Origin of the sequence: Kitasatospora albolonga (genome assembly GCF_039535905.1) — a bacterium.
GTDB classification, from domain to species: Bacteria; Actinomycetota; Actinomycetes; order Streptomycetales; family Streptomycetaceae; genus Kitasatospora; species Kitasatospora albolonga.
Window position 1 is genome coordinate 12920 of the sequence record NZ_BAAAYB010000002.1, and the last position, 15106, is coordinate 28025.

A 15106-nucleotide genomic window follows, 5' to 3' on the forward strand; every position below is an offset into this window, starting at 1 on the left:
AAGCGGCTGCTTCCGGCCATCGCCAACACCGGGCGTCCCCATCGGCAGATCGGCGATCCGGCTGTCCGCGTGCGCCCCTAGCGTTGAGGACCAGCTTACGAGGGGCCCAACCGGCCTTTCGCTGACCACTGTTGACGGGACTCCCCCGACGTGGGGCAGCTCGGGAGACGAGGGGAAAATGGACACTTCCAGCAGACGCCGTACGGACCTGGCACGGAGGGGGCGCCGGGCCGTTTCGCTGCCGTTCACGGTCGAGGGGCGGCTCGCGCTCCTGCTGCGCGCGAGCGCCGCCGTGATCTTCCTCTGGTTCGGGATCCCCAAGTTCGTGCCGGGTCTGAGCCCGGCCGAGTCGCTGGTGTCCCGGACAACCGACGTCCTCACGTTCGGTCTGGTGCGCGGCCACGTGGCGTGCGTGCTGGTCGCCGCCCTGGAGGTGGCCATCGCGACGCTCCTGCTCAGCGGCCGGCTGCCGCGGCTCACCGGGCTGGTCTTCCTCGGCCACATGGCCGGCACCGCCATGCCGCTGCTGCTGTTCCCCGCCGAGACCTGGACCGCTCCGATGGTGGGCACCCTGGAGGGCCAGTACATCGTGAAGAACCTGGTCCTGATCGCCACCGTCGTGAGCGGGCTCGTGCTGACCGTCCGTGAGCGTGCACAGCCGCTGCTTCCGCCGGCGGCCACCGCGAGGTCCGAGCAGGTGAAAGCAGGCGTTCTCGTCGGCTGATCACCGGCACCCGGGGAGCAGACGGGCCAGGCCGGTCAGGGGAACCGGAGGCCGGTTGATCTGACGAAGTCCCAAAGGCTTGGTGGAGCCGGTGCGAGGGGCGTAGGAGCATGACTCGCGCCGTGTGGCGGGCAAGCCGGTGCGAGTCGCCTCCAGCACGACGGTCCACACGAAGCCGGCACTCGATGAGCCTGCGGGCGGTCGGCCGTCCATGGCAGACCGCCCGCAGCCGTGGCTTGGGCGGCGGTCCAGGTCGGGAGCAGACTGAGGTCGGCCCGTGACCGGATCTCAGAACGCGCGTTCACGGGGAGAGGAAGATCCGTTGAGCACCGCACCGGCCGCACGTCCAGGGCAGGACAGACGCGTCCTGGTCGTCGAGGACGACCCCACCGTCGCCGAGGTCGTCACCGACTACCTCACCCGCGCCGGCTACCGCACCGTCCACGCCGCCGACGGCCACAGCGCCCTGGAACTGGCCCGGCGGACGGACCCCCACCTGGTGGTGCTCGACCTGATGCTGCCCGGCCTGGACGGCCTGGAAGTGTGCCGCCGCCTGCGGGCCGCCGACGGCCCTCCGGTGCCGGTGGTGATGCTGACCGCCCGCGGGGACGAGGCCGAGCGCATCCTGGGCCTGGAGAGCGGCGCCGACGACTACGTCACCAAACCCTTCAGCCCCCGCGAACTGGTCCTACGCGTCACCTCGGTCCTGCGCCGCGCCGAAGCCGCAGCACCCACCGCCCCTCCAGCCGTACTGCGCACCGGCGCCCTGACGGTGGACCCCACCGCCCGCCGGGCCGAACGGGCAGGCCGCGACCTTGCCCTGACGGTGCGTGAGTTCGACCTGCTGCTGTTCTTCCTGCGCCACCCGGGCCAGGTCTTCTCCCGCCAGGACCTGCTACGCCAGGTGTGGGGGTGGGAGTTCGGCGAAACCTCCACCGTCACCGTCCACGTACGCCGCCTGCGGGAGAAGGTCGAGGACGACCCCGCCGCTCCCAGGCTCATCTCCACGGTCTGGAGCGCCGGTTACCGCTTCGACCCGGTCGCCGTGGAGGCGGTGCAGCCGTGATCGACATGCTGATCATCATCGCGCTCGCCGCCCTCGGCGCCCTGCTTGCCGGACTGCTGGGCCTGCCCGCCGTCAAGGCGCTGCGCCGCCGCTCGGTCGCCGCGTCGCTGTTCGCGGTGTCCGCGCTGTCGGTGGTGGCGATGGCGGCCGGCACCGTGGCGGTGGCACTGGAGATGTTCATCTCCGTCCACGACTTCCACGTCGTGCTGATCGTGGCCGGGGTGTCCGGCGCGATCACGCTGATCGCCGCGCTGCTGTTCGGCCGCAGGATCGCGGCCGGCAGCCGGGAGCTCGCGGACGCCGCCCGTACCGTCGGCGACGAGAGCGGCTTCACCGCGCCGCCCGACCCGCCGACCGCCGAACTCACCGCGCTCGCGGCCGCGCTGGAGGACACCTCGGCCCGCCTGGCCGCCTCACGGGAGCGCGAGCGCACCCTCGACGCCTCCCGCCGGGAGCTGATCGCCTGGATCTCCCACGACCTGCGTACCCCGCTCGCGGGCCTGCGGGCGATGGCCGAGGCCTTGGAGGACGGTGTCGCCCCCGACCCGGCTGGCTACCACACCCGGATGCGGGTGCAGGTGGAGCGCCTGTCCGGTATGGTCGACGACCTCTTCGAGCTCTCCCGCATACAGACCGGCTCACTCGAGCTCGCCCTGGCCCGGGTCTGCGTCTACGACCTGGTCGACGACGCCCTTGCCACCGCCCGCCCGCTCGCCGACGAGCGCGGGGTGCTGTTGGTGGACGGCGGCATCGCCCGCGTCCCCGTCCACGCCGACAGCCTGGGCATCACCCGGGTCCTGGGCAACCTGCTGGTCAACGCCGTGCGCTCCACCCCCGCGGACAACGCCGTGGTGGTGAGTGCCCGTCAGGAGCAGGGCTGTGTGGTGCTCGCCGTCACGGACGCCTGCGGCGGCATCCCCGACGGTGACCTGGCCCGGGTCTTCGACACCGGCTGGCGCGGAGCCGAGGCCCGCACACCTCCCCCCGGCCGCACCGCCGCCCCGCAGCGGCCCCGGCAGGGTGACAGCGGAGCCGGGCTCGGCCTGGCCATCGTGCGCGGCATCGTCGAAGCCCACGGCGGCCGGGTCTCGGTCCGCAACGAGGGCGACGGCTGCCGCTTCGAGATCACCCTTCCCCTCGCCACCTCCAGAGCCCCCGCCCTGGCCGGCTGACCGCTATCCGCCGCGGCGCCCGGCTGCCGGCCCGACGAGTGCCTGCACCAGGGTCAGGGCAGCAGGAACTTCAGCCGGTCGTCGGCCATGCCGGGGGCGATCTCGATGATCTCGGCAGTGACGACGTCCTCGGCGACGAACGGGTCGGCCGCCACCCGCTCCTCCAGGACCTCCTTCGAGAGGCCGTGAGCGATCACCGCTCCTCCAAGACCCGGCTGGATGCTGCCGACCAGCAGGAAGACGCCGTCGTCCAGGCCGCTCCTGATCCACTCCTGATGGCCACTCATGTACCGGGCGGCCTCGGCCTTGTTGGCGGAGAACCGGAGCAGGACCACGAACATGGTGTCTCTCATCTCTCGTAGGTGCGCAGCCACTCGCGCATCCGGTCGACCTCCCGCTGGATGAACTCCTCGTCGCGGAAGGCGTTGGCCATCACGGCGACGCCCTGGCTGAAGGCGAGCACGTGCATGGCCAGTTGGTCGGCCTGCTCCGGTGGGGCGATGAGTGTGAACTGCTCGCGCAGCCACTCGCGGAACAGGGTGAACAGGCGTCCGGCCTGGCCGAGCATGGAGTGCTCCAGCTTGGCCAGCTCCGTGGTCAGGGTGCCCACCGGGCAGCCGTAGTCCTGGATGTCGGTGCGGTTGTCCAGCACGATCTCGACGTAGCGCAGGATGCGGCCGGCCGGGGTGGGCGCCTCGGCCTCCCAACGTTGGAGCATCCGGCGGGTCTTGGCCAGGCGGGCGTCGATCACCGCGTCGAGGATCGCGTCCTTGGACTTGAAGTGGTAGTAGAAGTTGCCCCTCGACAGCCCCACCTCGCCGGCGATGTCCGCGAACGAGGTGTGCTCGAAACCGTGGTGGTAGAAGAGCCTGTCGGCCGCCGCCACGATCTGCTCACGCGTCGCCCCAGCAGCCACCACGCACTCCCTCACTTCGTAGGACAGTCGACCTAGGCGCACAACCTAGGTCAGACGTCCTACGCCGTCAAGCCGTTGACACCGCCGTCGGTGCGGACCTGGCGTGACGGCCCCGCAGGCCCACTTCGCGTACTTCCTCGCCCAGTTGAGCCCGCGCGACCTGGCCTACACCCACGTCCTGGAAGGGGACAAGACGGCCAAGGCCGCAGGCGTCGACTACCGCGCCCTGCGCTGCGCCTTCACGGGCACCTACATCGCCAACAACGGCTACAACCTCCCGCGCGCCCAGAAGACACTGAACTCCGGGCACGCCCACATGGTCGCCTTCGGCACCCCGTTCATCGCCAACCCCGACCTGGTCCGCCGCTACCGCGACGACCTACCGCTGGCCGCCGCCGACCCCACCACCTTCTACGGCGGCGGCGCCACCGGCTACACCGACCACCCCTACCACCCGGGCGACGAGAACGCGGCTCCAGAGCGGACCGCACGGGCTGTGCCGTCGGCCCTCTGACGTGATCCCGGCAGGATCCACCACGCGGCGGCCGGGGCCGGACATGCCGCGGCCCGCGCGCCGGGGAGGTGGCGCGCGGGCGTTGGGCAAGTCCTCACGTAGCGGGCGGGGATCCCGCTGAGGTGGTGTCAGGGTCAGCTGTCGGCGCGGACCACCGGCCAGTCGATGGCCACGTCGGCGGCCTTGTTGAGGTAGTTGGTGAAGACGTTCAGCGCGACGTGGGCGATGACCTCGGCGACCTCACCGTCGGTGAGGCCGGCCTCCTTGGCGGCCTTGACGTCGGTGTCCTCCACGCCGCCCTGGGTGCGCAGCACCGCGGTGGCGAAGGTGAGCGCGGCCTGGGCCTTGACGTCGCCGGAGCGGCCGGCGCGCGCCTCGGTGGCCTCGTCGCCGTCGATCTTGGCGATGTTGGTGGCGATGTAGGTGTGGGCGGAGAGGCAGTAGTCGCAGCCGTTCTCCTGGGCGGTGAGCAGGGCGATGCGCTCGCCGATCGCGGCGCCGAGGGAGCCGCCGCCCAGGGCGCCGGAGAAGCCGAGGTAGGCCTTGAGGACGGCGGGGCTGTTGACCATAGCCTTGGTCATGTTCGGGGTGACGCCCAGCGCCTTCTGGACGCCGGCCAGCAGCTCGGCGGCCTCGCCGGTGGCGGTCTCGGGCTGGATCAGGGGCAGACGGGACATGGCAGTGCCTTCCTCAACGATGGTGCTCGGGTGGGTGGTTGGCGCGGTGGCGGGCTTGCGGAAGCGGAAGAAGGAGCGGCGGGGTGCGGTGCCGCTGCTCACAGGTGGGGCTCCAGTTCGCCCATCAGGGCCTGGGCGGGCATGGCGCCGAGGAGCTCGTGGACGACCTCGCCGCCCTTGAAGAGCTTCATCGCGGGGATCGCCCGGATGTCGAACCGCTTCGCGAGGTCGGGGTTCTCGTCCACGTTGACCTTCACCACGGTGAGGCGGTCGCCGTGCTCAGCGGCGATCCGCTCCAGCACCGGGCTGACCTGGCGGCAGGGCCCGCACCACTGGGCCCAGAAGTCCACCAGGACCGGCTTGTCGCTGCCCAGGACCTGCTCGGCGAAGGTGTCGCCGGTGACGTCGATGGCCATCTGGAGCTCCTCTCACACTCAGCCCTAACGCCTATGGGACCATTCAACCGTTAGGTCCGCAGGGATGATTCCCGCCCTGCGGGAATTTCTCCAAGGTTTTTCCGGAGTGATTCACTCCGCCTCTCCGGTGGAATGAACCGCCCCTGGCCCGTGTTTGCGACCCGTGGCCGGACGGCCCGGCCACGAAACCCCAGGAGGGATTCGCATGAAGGTTCGCAATTCGCTGCGATCACTGAAGAACAAGCCCGGCGCCCAGATCGTTCGCCGCCGGGGCAAGGTCTACGTCATCAACCGCAAGGATCCGCGTTCCAAGGGCCGCCAGGGCTGAGCCGCTCCCGACGATTGACGACCGTACAGCCGGTCGGAGGGGCCGCAGCGGGGTGCCCGGGGAATGTGTCAGGTCATTCCCGGGCGCCCCGCACCAGGCATTGACGTCAGAATTCCGTAATGACTCCACCCCTGGCGGAAGGCACGCCAGAGGTGTTTAAGTCGTGCCCGTCAGCCTGATTTCTCGTTCCCGGAGTTCGTGATGCGACGACGCATTTCCAAGCCAGCCCTGGCCGCCGTCTCGCTCGTGCTCCTGGCCGTGGTTGCGGCCGGCCTGATCGCCTTCCAGCCTTGGAAGGCCTTCACCAGCACCACCATCGACGAGGCCCTGCCCACCCCTGCGGCGGCAGCCGTCACTGCCGCACCCACCGCCGCTACACCCTCGGCTGGCGGCGCGACGCCACCCTCGCCATCCGCTACGGCGGCCACCCCGAGGGACCTCGGCCGGGGAGCCTTCGTCTCGGGCGAGCACGCCACCACCGGCCAAGCCCACCTCGTCCGCCTCGCCGACGGCAGCACCGTCCTGCGCCTGGAGGGCCTCGCCACCTCCGAAGGGCCCGACGTGAGGGTCTACCTCTCCACCCGCCCCGCCGCCGAGTCCAAACTCGACACCCTCGGCCCCGGCGCCGTCGAACTCGGCCGCCTCAAGGGCAACCTGGGCAACCAGAACTACACCGTCCCCGCCGGCACCGACCTCACCCACCTTCGCAGCGCCGTCATCTGGTGCAAGCGCTTCTCCGTCGGCTTCGGCGCCGCAGACCTCACCGACCCCTTGTGATCGAACTGCCGAAGTACCGGTGTGCGCCGACGTGAAGTCGGGGGTCAGGGTGGAGTCGGCGGCGTCACATCCGGCAGGTTCATCGTGCTTCATCGCACGAACTGCTGATCGCTGATGCGCTCACGTCTTACAGAGCTGCTTGAGGCCGCCGCTCGAGCGAGCTGATTCGGGCATACATCCAAGCCCTGTCAGCCATCTTCCCGGGAGGCAGCTGACCTGAGCGCCTCATCCAGGTATTGCTGCACCGGCTCGAACAGGCCGTACGGCACGAACTCGGGGATCTGCTCGTGCGTGACCCAGGCCAGCTCGACCAGCTCCTCGGTGTCGACCACCGTGGCAGTGCCGCTCACCACAATGCACGCGGCGTATGACATCTGACGCCCCGTCTTCGGGTGCACCCGCTCGCCGAGCAGCCGAATGGCTTTGACCGTCAGGCCAACCTCTTCGGTGGTCTCACGGACAGCAGCCTCCTCGGCCGACTCGCCGGCCTCGACTTCACCGGCCGGGAATTGCCACGACAGTTCGCCCTCCTTGACCCGGCGCTGGACCATCAGGACGCGGCCGTCCCGGACCACGATGGCGGCGGCAATGCCTGGCTTGTCGGTCTGCTCGGTCATGTCTGCGACTCCTCCAGGGCGGCCAGGATGGGCGGGAAGATCGTATCGACGGGGATAAACCGCAGCACGGCGTTTCTCGGAACCCACATGACGTCGGCATTCTCGATCGAGTCCTGGTTCTGGGCCTCGCCCACCAGGTACTCCGCGAGGAAGTACTGGCACCAGACGCCGGTGGTCGGGTGGAGCCGGCCGCCAAGGTCTTCGCGCACGGCGCAGTGGACACCGGTCTCGGCCAGCGTCTCACGAATGGCTGCTGACGCTGGGCTACCACCCGGCTTGATCACACCAGCTGGGAACTGCCAGCGGATGCCAGCGGACTCATCGTCTCGGCGGCAGACGAGCAGCACCTCAGCCCCACGCACCACCACCGCGATGGCCACCCGCAAGGCCTGGGCTGTGGCGAGGCTGCTGGCCTCGGCGGTCAGCAGCGCGAACCGCTTCTGGGTGGCCAGCGGCGCCTTCTCCAGGATCTGGTCAAGCAGCTGCCGCATCTCAGTACGGGGGACGAGCTCCGGGTTCTGGTGCCAGCTGGCCACCGTTCGTAGCCCGATGCCCAGGCGGCTGGCGAACGCCTCGTTGGTGTCGCGCAGCGCGTCCTGGAGCTGGCAGGCGGACTTGCCGGTCCAGGTCTCGACGACGTCCACGCTGTCCCCACTCTGTTGTGTGCTGCTGCCGCGCTGCCACCAAGCTGCACCGCGGCTGCACTGGCAGTGCATGGCGACGGGGCTCGGATGCGGCCAGACTCAGGCCCATGCCGACGAACACTCGGACCCAGAGCGCCAGTCGCGAGCGCTTCGCCTACCAAGGATGGGCGGGGCCGCAGCGATTCTAGGCGAGCTCATCGAGTACGTCTGGCGCTTCTTCAACCTGGTGGCAGCCCCGCCAGCCCAACGCGCAAAACCGCTTCACCCGCGCGGGTAACCTCAGTGCCAGACGCGTTTGATGCACCGTCAAATCGCCACTCTGGCAAGGGAAAGGGAACAAATGACCGAGGAGACCCAGGGCCAGATCGAGCGCACGCTCGTCCTGCTCAAGCCCGATGCAGTGGCCCGTGGTCTGTCCGGCCGTGTCTTGCAGCGGTTCGAGGACGCCGCGCTCAAGGTCGTTGGCACGAAGATGAAGTGGATGGACGCCGAGTTCACCCGCAAGCACTACGCGGACCTGGAGGAGCGCCTTGGCTCCGAGGTCTACAACCTGACCGCCACCTTCATGCAGCAAGGGCCAGTCATCGCCCTGGTGCTGGAGGGCTACGACGCCATCGCCACGGTCCGCAAGATCGTCGGCAGCACCTACCCGGACCAGGCGCCCGCCGGCACCATCCGCGGCGACTTCTCGCACATGAGCCGGGGCGCCAGCGTGGCCGTCGGCAAGGCGGTGGCGAACCTGATCCACGCCTCCGGCAACCGCGAGGAAGCCGCGCAGGAAGTCGACCTCTGGTTCGCCAAGGACGAGCTGTTCGACTACAAGACGCTGGCCGAGACGTACATCTACTGATTCGGCGGCCTCCTGGGCGTCACTCCGGTGACGTCGGCCAAGTTCACCACCACGAGAACGACTGGCACGACACGAGGAGAAGGCACCGATGACGAACACGATCCGTCTGGCTTCGCCGGCTGAGCTGGAGGCCGCCTTCCAGCAGGAGCTGGCGACGGACCGCTGGGCCGCGGCCGAGACGGCGTACGCCCTGGCGCTGCTGCTGCGGGACGCCGGCGACTGGAGCACGTCCCGCGAGTGGGTGACGCAGTGCCTCCAGCTGCTGGAGGGTTTCCCGGCCGACACCGAGGACCAGGTGGCCACCAAGCGCACCAGTGTCGGCGGCGTGCCGCTGCCGAACTACCTGCATGCGGGCGTCGTCCGCGAGCGCTTCGGCGAGCAGGCCTGACGTAGCGAAGCTACTGGCGGTGCGGTCAGGGAGCAGAGACCAGCCGCACCGCCAGCGCACCATCAACTTCATCGCCATCATCTGCACCGGCCAGGGGGTACCTGACGCCGGTGCGGGCCATCAGCCATGCCCAGATCATGAGAGGACGACTGCCTTGGCCGTCGAGATCGAGATGCGCGCCCGGTTCAACAAGGACACCCACGACGCGCTGGTGGAGCGGCTGGTCCGCGACGGCGAGGACTTGGGCCAGGACAACAAGCTGATCCACTTCTTCGTGCTGCCGAACCAGCTGCTGAAGGTCACCGACAACCAGTCCGCCGGCACCGCCAAGATCACGCTCAAGGACAGCAAGATCGGCCAGGGTGCCGCGTTCGGCGAGACCGAGTTCCCGATTGCTCAGGCGGACGTGGCCGCGGCCGTCCGACTGTTCGGCGCGCTCGGCTTCGAGGGCACCCGCCACGAGGCCTTCAACTTCCGCCGCAACTTCCGCTTCCGTGGCGTCGAGATCGCGGTCAAGTGGAGCGAAGCGTGGGGCTACCACGCCGAGTTCGAGCGGCTGCTGGACGACGACGCCTCGGACTCCGCTCGCGACGAGGCCGCCGCCGAGATCATCGACGTAGCCGCCGAGCTGGGCGTCACCGTCATGACCGAGCAGGAGCTGGCCGACTTCACCGCCGCGTTCGAGGCCGAGGAGGCCGCGCGCAAGGCCGCCCAGGCGGCGGAGCTCCGGTAGGACACCCAACTGTCTGCAACCACCGAGGGGGTGGGCTGCACGATGACCACAAGCACGACCCACACGGACAGCTTGGTCGAGATGGCTGCCCGCAAGGAACTCCCGCTCCACCAGTTCACCGACACCGCCACGGTCGAGTGGATCAAGGCCAACCGGCCCGACTTCCCGCCGGCCTGGCCGTCGCCGCTCCGGCCCTCCACCAAGGCCCTGGTGGAGCAAGCCGCCATCCCCACCCGGTGGTTCGCCGAGCCCCAACTCGCCGACTCCATCCACGGCCACCGCCACGGTCTGCGGACGGCCGTCCTCGCCGCGCTGCTGGCCGACTGGCACGGCTTGAGCGAGACGGACACCGCCGCCGCGGTCATCGCGGCGGCCGTACACGACTGCCAGCGTCAGCACGACAAGGACGACCAGGGCCACGGCAGCCGAGCGGCGGTCTGGCTGGCGGCCAACGCGGAGTTGGCCTGGTCGCACTTCCGCCTCACGCCCAGTCCGAGCGAGATCATCCGCGCCGCCACCGCGGTCCGGCTGCACGAGGTGCCGTACGAGGCGTTCACCGCTGACGACCGCGCCGACCACAGCCGGGCCGAGCAGATCTGCGACTTGGTGAAGGCAGCGGACGCACTCGACCGCTACCGGCTGCCGAAGCGCTCCTGGTGGCCGAACAGCCAGTACGTCCGCGAGCCCTCCTTCGACCAGCTGCTGCCGCTCGCCTTCGACCTGGTGGTCACCTCCGAAGAAGCCTTCCTCGCCGGCGCCTCCAGCGTGACCGCCGTCCGCTACGCCGCAGCCGAGAAGGGGCTGGTGTAGAGAGCGTGGACTTCACCGACTCCTACGAAAGCTGGGCCGACGCCCACGCCTTCTTCGGCGCCAGCCTCGTGCCGGCGACGCCCAACCCGGACGATCCACTCGGCATCCAGAAGGTCGCCTGGACCGACCGGCTGTCCCTCGGCACCCCCAACGGCCACCTGCTGCGCCGCAACGCCCTGTTCGACTCCCTAGCCACCGGCGGCAAGCTCCACCTGCTGCACGTCACCCACGCTCTGGAGAAGATCAGCCAGGACGGCGTGCTCTACCCCTCCGGCGGGTGCCTGGTCGGCAGCATCTACTGTGCGCCGCTCACGGCGACGAACCACGGCTTCCGGCCGCACAACCTCGGCGCCTACATCCTCAACCGCGAGGCGCCGGCCTTCCTGGCGAAGATCGGGCGACCGGATCACCAGCCCACCCCGCTGGTCTTCGAGCTGGACCTGCCGCCGCAGGCGTACCAGGGACTGGCCGGCGTGGACTACCTCCGACTCGGGTCGATCCACCTGGCCATCTACACCCACCTTGAGTACCTGCTGTCCAAGGCCGAGCGGCACCAGCTGCGCGAGACCGTGGTCAGCCGGGTGAAGAACTCCACCGCCTTCCTGGCGCTGGCCAGCGCCATCGCCTACCAGGGCGCGACCGTCGAGCCCGCTGACTTCCTGCGGCAGCTCGACGCCACGATCCCGCGGCTGCCGATCCTCGGCTACCTGTTCTTCGAGGCCTTGTCCGAGTACGCGATGCTGCACTCCATCAGCTCACGTACGCGCCGGCTGGCCGAGCTGGGCGAGTTCAACAACTGGCTCTACAAGGAGCTGCTGTTCGCCGTCCCCGGGATGATCGGCCGGTTCGACCTGGCGAAGTTCCACGTCCCCGATCTCGCCGACACCCTGGCGAAGGTCGACTCCACCCTCGACCCGACCGCTGCGGCTGCCTACCTGACCGACCGCATCAGCCACCTGGTCGCCGCCCGCCTCTTCACCCCTGGCCAGATGCCGGACCGCTGGCGCCACACCAAGTGGGAGTTCGACAGCCTCGCCACCCAACTCGGCCCGCTGCTCGGCCACCTGATCCACCGTGAGCTGCGCACGTTCGGCCGCTCGCCGGACTTCTACTTCTACTTCGACCAGGTCAAAGCACTCCAAGCCTGGAACTACTGGAACCACCTGGACATCCCGGTGCCCTTCAACGGCACCATCCCCAAGGGCGAGATCGGCATCAACCCGGCCTACCCCGACCTCCAGTACCGCGTCTGGCGCGCCGACCCCGACGAAGCCGGCAACCTCCACCCGACCGAGCAGCTGGAGCTGACGGTCGCCCCGCGCCTGGTCGACCTCCGGTCCACCCTCATGCGCAACAACCAGTGGTCCCAGCCCTCGCCCAGCGCCGCCTGATCACTGCTCAGCTCACGCAACTCGGTACTCCGCCCAAGCCACCACACCCAAGGGAGACGTCTGCCATGCCCCGAGACATTTGCGGCATACCGTTCATCGACCTACTCGGCGAACACATCACAGCCGCCCTCGCCGAGCCGACCACCACACATGGCCTGGCCCGGACGCTGCGCGCAGCCGCCAAGGAGATCGAGCTCAGCCGCTACCACCGGGCGAGCCAGCGGGCCTACCCCAACGGCATCGAGGAGAGGCCGGCCAAGGTCCAGATCGGCGGCGGCAGCCACCAGCTCGACGGCTTCTTCAACATCGACCTGGTCCCGCCGGCCGACCTGCTGTGGGACGTGCGAGAAGGCCTGCCGCTTCAGGACAACACCGTCGAGCTGCTGTTCAACGAGCACTTCCTTGAGCACATCGACTATCCGCAGTCGGCCAAGGGCTTCGCCCGCGAGTCTCACCGCGTGCTGGCACCGGGCGGCCACGTCGTCACCGGCGTACCGGACGCCGCCTTCGTGCTGGACCGTTACCCGGCCGCACCGGACCAGGCCACCGAGATGGTCGAGCGCTGGTACGCCAAGCGCAGCTGCCAGGGCGACATCAACACCTTCCTCGATCTGGTCAACTACGTCTTCCGAGACCAGGACGACGACCCGAAGTACACCCCGCACCTGTGGGCCTACGACTTCGAGAAGCTCGTCCAGCTGTTCAGCGAAGCCGGCTTCACCACGGTCGAGCCCTGGCCCTTCGATGCCACCCTGGCCAACCCCAAGCGCGAGTGGGCCAGCGTCTACGTCATCGCCACCAAGTAGGAACTCGGCCCCAACCAGAGCGGTGGTCCGGCCCAGCCGGACCACCGCCTCGCCGGGAGGCATCCGCAATGCCGCAAGTCCCCACCGCGCACAGCCACCTGATGCTGGCAGACACCCCCAACGCCGTCGGCTGGGCCAGGCGCCACACCCGCGACGTGCTGAACCGCTGGCAGGTGCCTCCCGACCTGATCGACACCGTGCTACTGGTGGTCTCGGAGCTGGCCACCAACGCCATCCGGCACCCTGGTGCGAAGCAGCCGGAGCGGCTGACCTTCGCCGAAACAGCCGAGGTGCAGACCTTCTTGCTCGACCTCCAACTGCACGGCCAGGCCGTCGTGGTCCAGGTCGCCGACCACGACCCGCGGCCGCCGATGCTTCAGCACGTCGGAGAGGAGGCCGAAAGCGGACGCGGCATCTTCCTGGTCGAGCACATGAGCAGCAGGTGGGGCCACTACCAGCCGACGGGCGGCGGCAAGGTGGTCTGGGCCGAGCTACGCCTCGGCGTGCAGAAGCCAGCAGCCCCGCCTGTGGCGATGGTCCCGCGGCTGACGTCGAATCGAGCGGGCAGGCCTCGGCCGTTCAGGCCGATGGCCCACGAGCAGCTGCCTGTCGATGACCACCACCTGATGGGCCGGGTCCTGGTCGGCCTGCGGGGGTTGTAGCAACGCACTCACCACCGTGAGATCAGCTGGGAGTTGTGAGTACAGCGGCACTGTGACGGTCACGCGAGGCGGCCCGGGCCGCGCGAACAAGCGCCCGTGCCCGGGCTGCGCCGCCTGGCGTAGCGGCTTCGCCTCCACCGACGGCAGGCGTGCGGGCTTCAAGTCCCGCACAGGGGCGGCATATGCCGGTCTGGGGTACGGGGTCGTGGCACTTGGTGCACTCGGCGTACCAGGCGGTTACGGGTCGCTCAAACGCCCGGACTGGCGGCATCTTGCGCTCCAGCCGAGACCGGAGCACCGCGACGGCCGAGTGCACCGGTGTGGGCAGGCCCGGCAGTAGAGCTTGGGCGAGGTCGGCGGGACTGCTGCCACGCTCCAGCCACTGCGCCACCAGGGGCGCGAGCGCTTCCGCTTCAGTCTGGCCGAGGCGTAGGCGCGGTTCGGGCCGGATCACCCGGAACAGGGTGGCGACCGCCTCCCAAGCCTGCTCCTCCGGCACTGCCATGGCCTCCTCGTGGTCCTGCTTCCCGGAGTACCCCTCCCGCCCGCCCACACTCGCTGGCGGCTCATCGGCAGGAAGCGGCTCCTCTTCCTGCTCGGCAGGGAGGGAGGGTTCTTGGTACCGGTCCTTTGGAAGGACGTCAGCGCCACCGGTGGTCGCTTCACCGGAGACCGGACGGGTGGCACCCGGCACGACGAGCTGCGAGGTGTCGTAGACGTGGGTCTCGGTGCGGATGGTGCCGTCGGGCATCCGGATCTTCTCGACCCGGTAGAAGCCGGCGTCGGCCAGCTCCTTGAGGGCCTTGCGGATCGCGCCGCGTCCCTGGGGGCTGGTGTCGGCCATGTGGCGGCCGTCCTCGCGCCAGCCGTCGGGGCGGGAGAGGAGGTCCGCGAGCAGGCCGCGGGCGGTGTAGGACAGCTGCCGGTACTGCAGCACGCAGTTGGGCAGCACCGTGAAGTTGCGCACGTGGGCGCTACGATGGACACGCATCGGGAGGTCGCACTCCTGTTGCCGGACCCCGGGGTGTTACCAGCACCGCCGGGGTCGCCTATTTTCGGTTGGACTTCGGAACGTAGCACACGCATCGATCGAAGATCGACTCGATCAGCGAGCGACCACCATCACACTTCGCCGATGGCAGAGCTCACTACGGCTACGTCGCCAAGTGGCAGGACTGACTTACCACTTCGGATCACTGACGCACAGTCGGGCCACTGCTCTCGGCTCCCTCGTAGCGGGTCGGAGCACCGCCTCCGGCGCCCCCGGGGCCGGGAGGCGCAGCGCCTCCCGGCCCGTTCGACCTGTTAGTGCCAGATGGTGCCAGCGAGGAGGCCGTCGAAGCCGAGTCCTCGGTACATCTCCTCAAAGGACGCCCACTCGCGTTCCTCGAAGGCGTCGTCGCGGGCCTCGTTAACGTCGGCGGGCTCCAGGTCGTGTTCGAGCCATTCGTGGGTGCAGCGGCAGCGGACGAAGACCAGGTCGGGGTGGACGTGGATCAGCAGCCAGTCGCGGGCGGCGTTGCAGGCGGCGCAGGTGATGGTGATGCCGCGGGGGTTGAGGGGGCCGGGGTGGGGGACGGCGAGGGTGGTGTTGCGGTCGGCGGGATTGGTCATG

At 69.4% G+C, this 15106-nt stretch carries 21 protein-coding genes; 13 read left to right on the forward strand and 8 right to left on the reverse strand.

Annotated elements, in window-relative coordinates:
* The first annotated feature begins 178 nt into the window (after positions 1–178).
* The 3 genes from ABD946_RS00175 (at position 179) to ABD946_RS00185 (ending at position 2962) form a co-directional block, all read left to right on the forward strand.
* Positions 179–724, forward strand: a complete 546-nt coding sequence (locus tag ABD946_RS00175; RefSeq protein ID WP_345278780.1) for a DoxX family membrane protein — start codon at positions 179–181, stop codon at positions 722–724.
* A gap of 322 nt (positions 725–1046) precedes the next feature.
* On the forward strand, positions 1047–1790 hold the full coding sequence (locus tag ABD946_RS00180; protein ID WP_345278782.1) for a response regulator transcription factor: 744 nt from the start codon (positions 1047–1049) through the stop codon (positions 1788–1790).
* A 5-nt stretch (positions 1791–1795) separates the two neighbouring features.
* Positions 1796–2962 (forward strand): sensor histidine kinase, encoded by a 1167-nt coding sequence (locus ABD946_RS00185; protein ID WP_380149586.1) that lies wholly within the window; start codon positions 1796–1798, stop codon positions 2960–2962.
* A gap of 53 nt (positions 2963–3015) precedes the next feature.
* Here ABD946_RS00185 and ABD946_RS00190 read toward each other — a convergent pair whose 3' ends face one another.
* A complete protein-coding gene (locus ABD946_RS00190; RefSeq protein WP_345278786.1) occupies positions 3016–3315 on the reverse strand; it encodes a YciI family protein in 300 nt (99 codons plus the stop codon).
* Positions 3312–3878: a TetR/AcrR family transcriptional regulator gene (locus ABD946_RS00195; protein ID WP_345278787.1), complete on the reverse strand. Its 567-nt coding sequence runs from the start codon at positions 3876–3878 to the stop codon at positions 3312–3314. Before ABD946_RS00195 ends, ABD946_RS00190 begins: the two co-directional genes overlap by 4 nt.
* A 103-nt stretch (positions 3879–3981) precedes the next feature.
* Here ABD946_RS00195 and ABD946_RS00200 point away from each other — a divergent pair, with 103 nt between their 5' ends.
* Positions 3982–4392, forward strand: a complete 411-nt coding sequence (locus ABD946_RS00200) for a beta/alpha barrel domain-containing protein (protein WP_345278789.1) — start codon at positions 3982–3984, stop codon at positions 4390–4392.
* 134 nt (positions 4393–4526) lie between these two features.
* On the opposite strand, the gene ABD946_RS00205 is transcribed toward ABD946_RS00200, so the two are convergent.
* Positions 4527–5069 (reverse strand): carboxymuconolactone decarboxylase family protein, encoded by a 543-nt coding sequence (locus tag ABD946_RS00205; protein WP_345278790.1) that lies wholly within the window; start codon positions 5067–5069, stop codon positions 4527–4529.
* Between the two features lie 98 nt (positions 5070–5167).
* Positions 5168–5485 carry a thioredoxin gene (gene trxA / locus ABD946_RS00210; protein ID WP_345278792.1) on the reverse strand — a complete coding sequence of 106 codons (318 nt, stop codon included), beginning with the start codon at positions 5483–5485 and terminating at the stop codon, positions 5168–5170.
* Between the two features lie 205 nt (positions 5486–5690).
* Between trxA and ykgO the strand changes: the two genes are divergently transcribed.
* Complete coding sequence (ykgO, locus tag ABD946_RS00215) at positions 5691–5813, forward strand: type B 50S ribosomal protein L36 (RefSeq protein WP_345278794.1); 123 nt, start codon at positions 5691–5693, stop codon at positions 5811–5813.
* A 201-nt stretch (positions 5814–6014) separates the two neighbouring features.
* Complete coding sequence (locus ABD946_RS00220; RefSeq protein ID WP_345278796.1) at positions 6015–6590, forward strand: DM13 domain-containing protein; 576 nt, start codon at positions 6015–6017, stop codon at positions 6588–6590.
* Positions 6591–6778: 188 nt separating this feature from the next.
* Here the strand turns inward: ABD946_RS00220 and ABD946_RS00225 are convergent, their stop codons facing one another.
* A complete protein-coding gene (locus tag ABD946_RS00225) occupies positions 6779–7207 on the reverse strand; it encodes an NUDIX hydrolase (RefSeq protein WP_345278798.1) in 429 nt (142 codons plus the stop codon).
* Positions 7204–7851 carry an NUDIX hydrolase gene (locus tag ABD946_RS00230; RefSeq protein ID WP_345278799.1) on the reverse strand — a complete coding sequence of 216 codons (648 nt, stop codon included), beginning with the start codon at positions 7849–7851 and terminating at the stop codon, positions 7204–7206. Before ABD946_RS00230 ends, ABD946_RS00225 begins: the two co-directional genes overlap by 4 nt.
* A gap of 340 nt (positions 7852–8191) precedes the next feature.
* Between ABD946_RS00230 and ABD946_RS00235 the strand changes: the two genes are divergently transcribed.
* The 7 genes from ABD946_RS00235 to ABD946_RS00265 all read left to right on the forward strand — a co-directional run bounded on the left by ABD946_RS00235 (position 8192) and on the right by ABD946_RS00265 (position 13491).
* Positions 8192–8701: a nucleoside-diphosphate kinase gene (locus ABD946_RS00235; RefSeq protein WP_345278801.1), complete on the forward strand. Its 510-nt coding sequence runs from the start codon at positions 8192–8194 to the stop codon at positions 8699–8701.
* Between the two features lie 88 nt (positions 8702–8789).
* Complete coding sequence (locus tag ABD946_RS00240; RefSeq protein ID WP_345278803.1) at positions 8790–9089, forward strand: hypothetical protein; 300 nt, start codon at positions 8790–8792, stop codon at positions 9087–9089.
* Between the two features lie 154 nt (positions 9090–9243).
* The gene (locus ABD946_RS00245) at positions 9244–9822 is read left to right on the forward strand and encodes a hypothetical protein (protein WP_345278805.1); all 579 of its coding nucleotides are present in this window, start codon (positions 9244–9246) and stop codon (positions 9820–9822) included.
* 81 nt (positions 9823–9903) lie between these two features.
* The gene (locus ABD946_RS00250) at positions 9904–10632 is read left to right on the forward strand and encodes a hypothetical protein (RefSeq protein ID WP_345278807.1); all 729 of its coding nucleotides are present in this window, start codon (positions 9904–9906) and stop codon (positions 10630–10632) included.
* A 5-nt stretch (positions 10633–10637) separates the two neighbouring features.
* Positions 10638–12023 (forward strand): hypothetical protein, encoded by a 1386-nt coding sequence (locus ABD946_RS00255; RefSeq protein ID WP_345278809.1) that lies wholly within the window; start codon positions 10638–10640, stop codon positions 12021–12023.
* 65 nt (positions 12024–12088) lie between these two features.
* On the forward strand, positions 12089–12829 hold the full coding sequence (locus ABD946_RS00260; RefSeq protein ID WP_345278811.1) for a class I SAM-dependent methyltransferase: 741 nt from the start codon (positions 12089–12091) through the stop codon (positions 12827–12829).
* A 68-nt stretch (positions 12830–12897) separates the two neighbouring features.
* Entirely contained in the window at positions 12898–13491 is a 594-nt protein-coding gene (locus tag ABD946_RS00265; RefSeq protein ID WP_345278813.1) for an ATP-binding protein, read from the forward strand.
* 22 nt (positions 13492–13513) lie between these two features.
* Here ABD946_RS00265 and ABD946_RS00270 read toward each other — a convergent pair whose 3' ends face one another.
* A complete protein-coding gene (locus ABD946_RS00270; protein ID WP_345278815.1) occupies positions 13514–14458 on the reverse strand; it encodes a hypothetical protein in 945 nt (314 codons plus the stop codon).
* Between the two features lie 338 nt (positions 14459–14796).
* Complete coding sequence (locus tag ABD946_RS00275; RefSeq protein ID WP_345278817.1) at positions 14797–15105, reverse strand: hypothetical protein; 309 nt, start codon at positions 15103–15105, stop codon at positions 14797–14799.
* Position 15106 lies beyond the last annotated feature (1 nt).

Excerpts from the sequence above, each read along its gene's own strand:
- ABD946_RS00175 (WP_345278780.1), top strand. The coding sequence starts at position 179 with ATGGACACTTCCAGCAGACGCCGTACGGACCTGGCACGGAGGGGGCGC.
- ABD946_RS00185 (WP_380149586.1), top strand. The coding sequence starts at position 1,796 with ATGCTGATCATCATCGCGCTCGCCGCCCTCGGCGCCCTGCTTGCCGGA.
- ABD946_RS00190 (WP_345278786.1), bottom strand. The coding sequence starts at position 3,315 with ATGAGAGACACCATGTTCGTGGTCCTGCTCCGGTTCTCCGCCAACAAG.
- ABD946_RS00205 (WP_345278790.1), bottom strand. The coding sequence starts at position 5,069 with ATGTCCCGTCTGCCCCTGATCCAGCCCGAGACCGCCACCGGCGAGGCC.
- trxA (WP_345278792.1), bottom strand. The coding sequence starts at position 5,485 with ATGGCCATCGACGTCACCGGCGACACCTTCGCCGAGCAGGTCCTGGGC.
- ykgO (WP_345278794.1), top strand. The coding sequence starts at position 5,691 with ATGAAGGTTCGCAATTCGCTGCGATCACTGAAGAACAAGCCCGGCGCC.
- ABD946_RS00220 (WP_345278796.1), top strand. The coding sequence starts at position 6,015 with ATGCGACGACGCATTTCCAAGCCAGCCCTGGCCGCCGTCTCGCTCGTG.
- ABD946_RS00225 (WP_345278798.1), bottom strand. The coding sequence starts at position 7,207 with ATGACCGAGCAGACCGACAAGCCAGGCATTGCCGCCGCCATCGTGGTC.
- ABD946_RS00235 (WP_345278801.1), top strand. The coding sequence starts at position 8,192 with ATGACCGAGGAGACCCAGGGCCAGATCGAGCGCACGCTCGTCCTGCTC.
- ABD946_RS00240 (WP_345278803.1), top strand. The coding sequence starts at position 8,790 with ATGACGAACACGATCCGTCTGGCTTCGCCGGCTGAGCTGGAGGCCGCC.
- ABD946_RS00250 (WP_345278807.1), top strand. The coding sequence starts at position 9,904 with ATGGCTGCCCGCAAGGAACTCCCGCTCCACCAGTTCACCGACACCGCC.
- ABD946_RS00260 (WP_345278811.1), top strand. The coding sequence starts at position 12,089 with ATGCCCCGAGACATTTGCGGCATACCGTTCATCGACCTACTCGGCGAA.
- ABD946_RS00265 (WP_345278813.1), top strand. The coding sequence starts at position 12,898 with ATGCCGCAAGTCCCCACCGCGCACAGCCACCTGATGCTGGCAGACACC.
- ABD946_RS00275 (WP_345278817.1), bottom strand. The coding sequence starts at position 15,105 with ATGACCAATCCCGCCGACCGCAACACCACCCTCGCCGTCCCCCACCCC.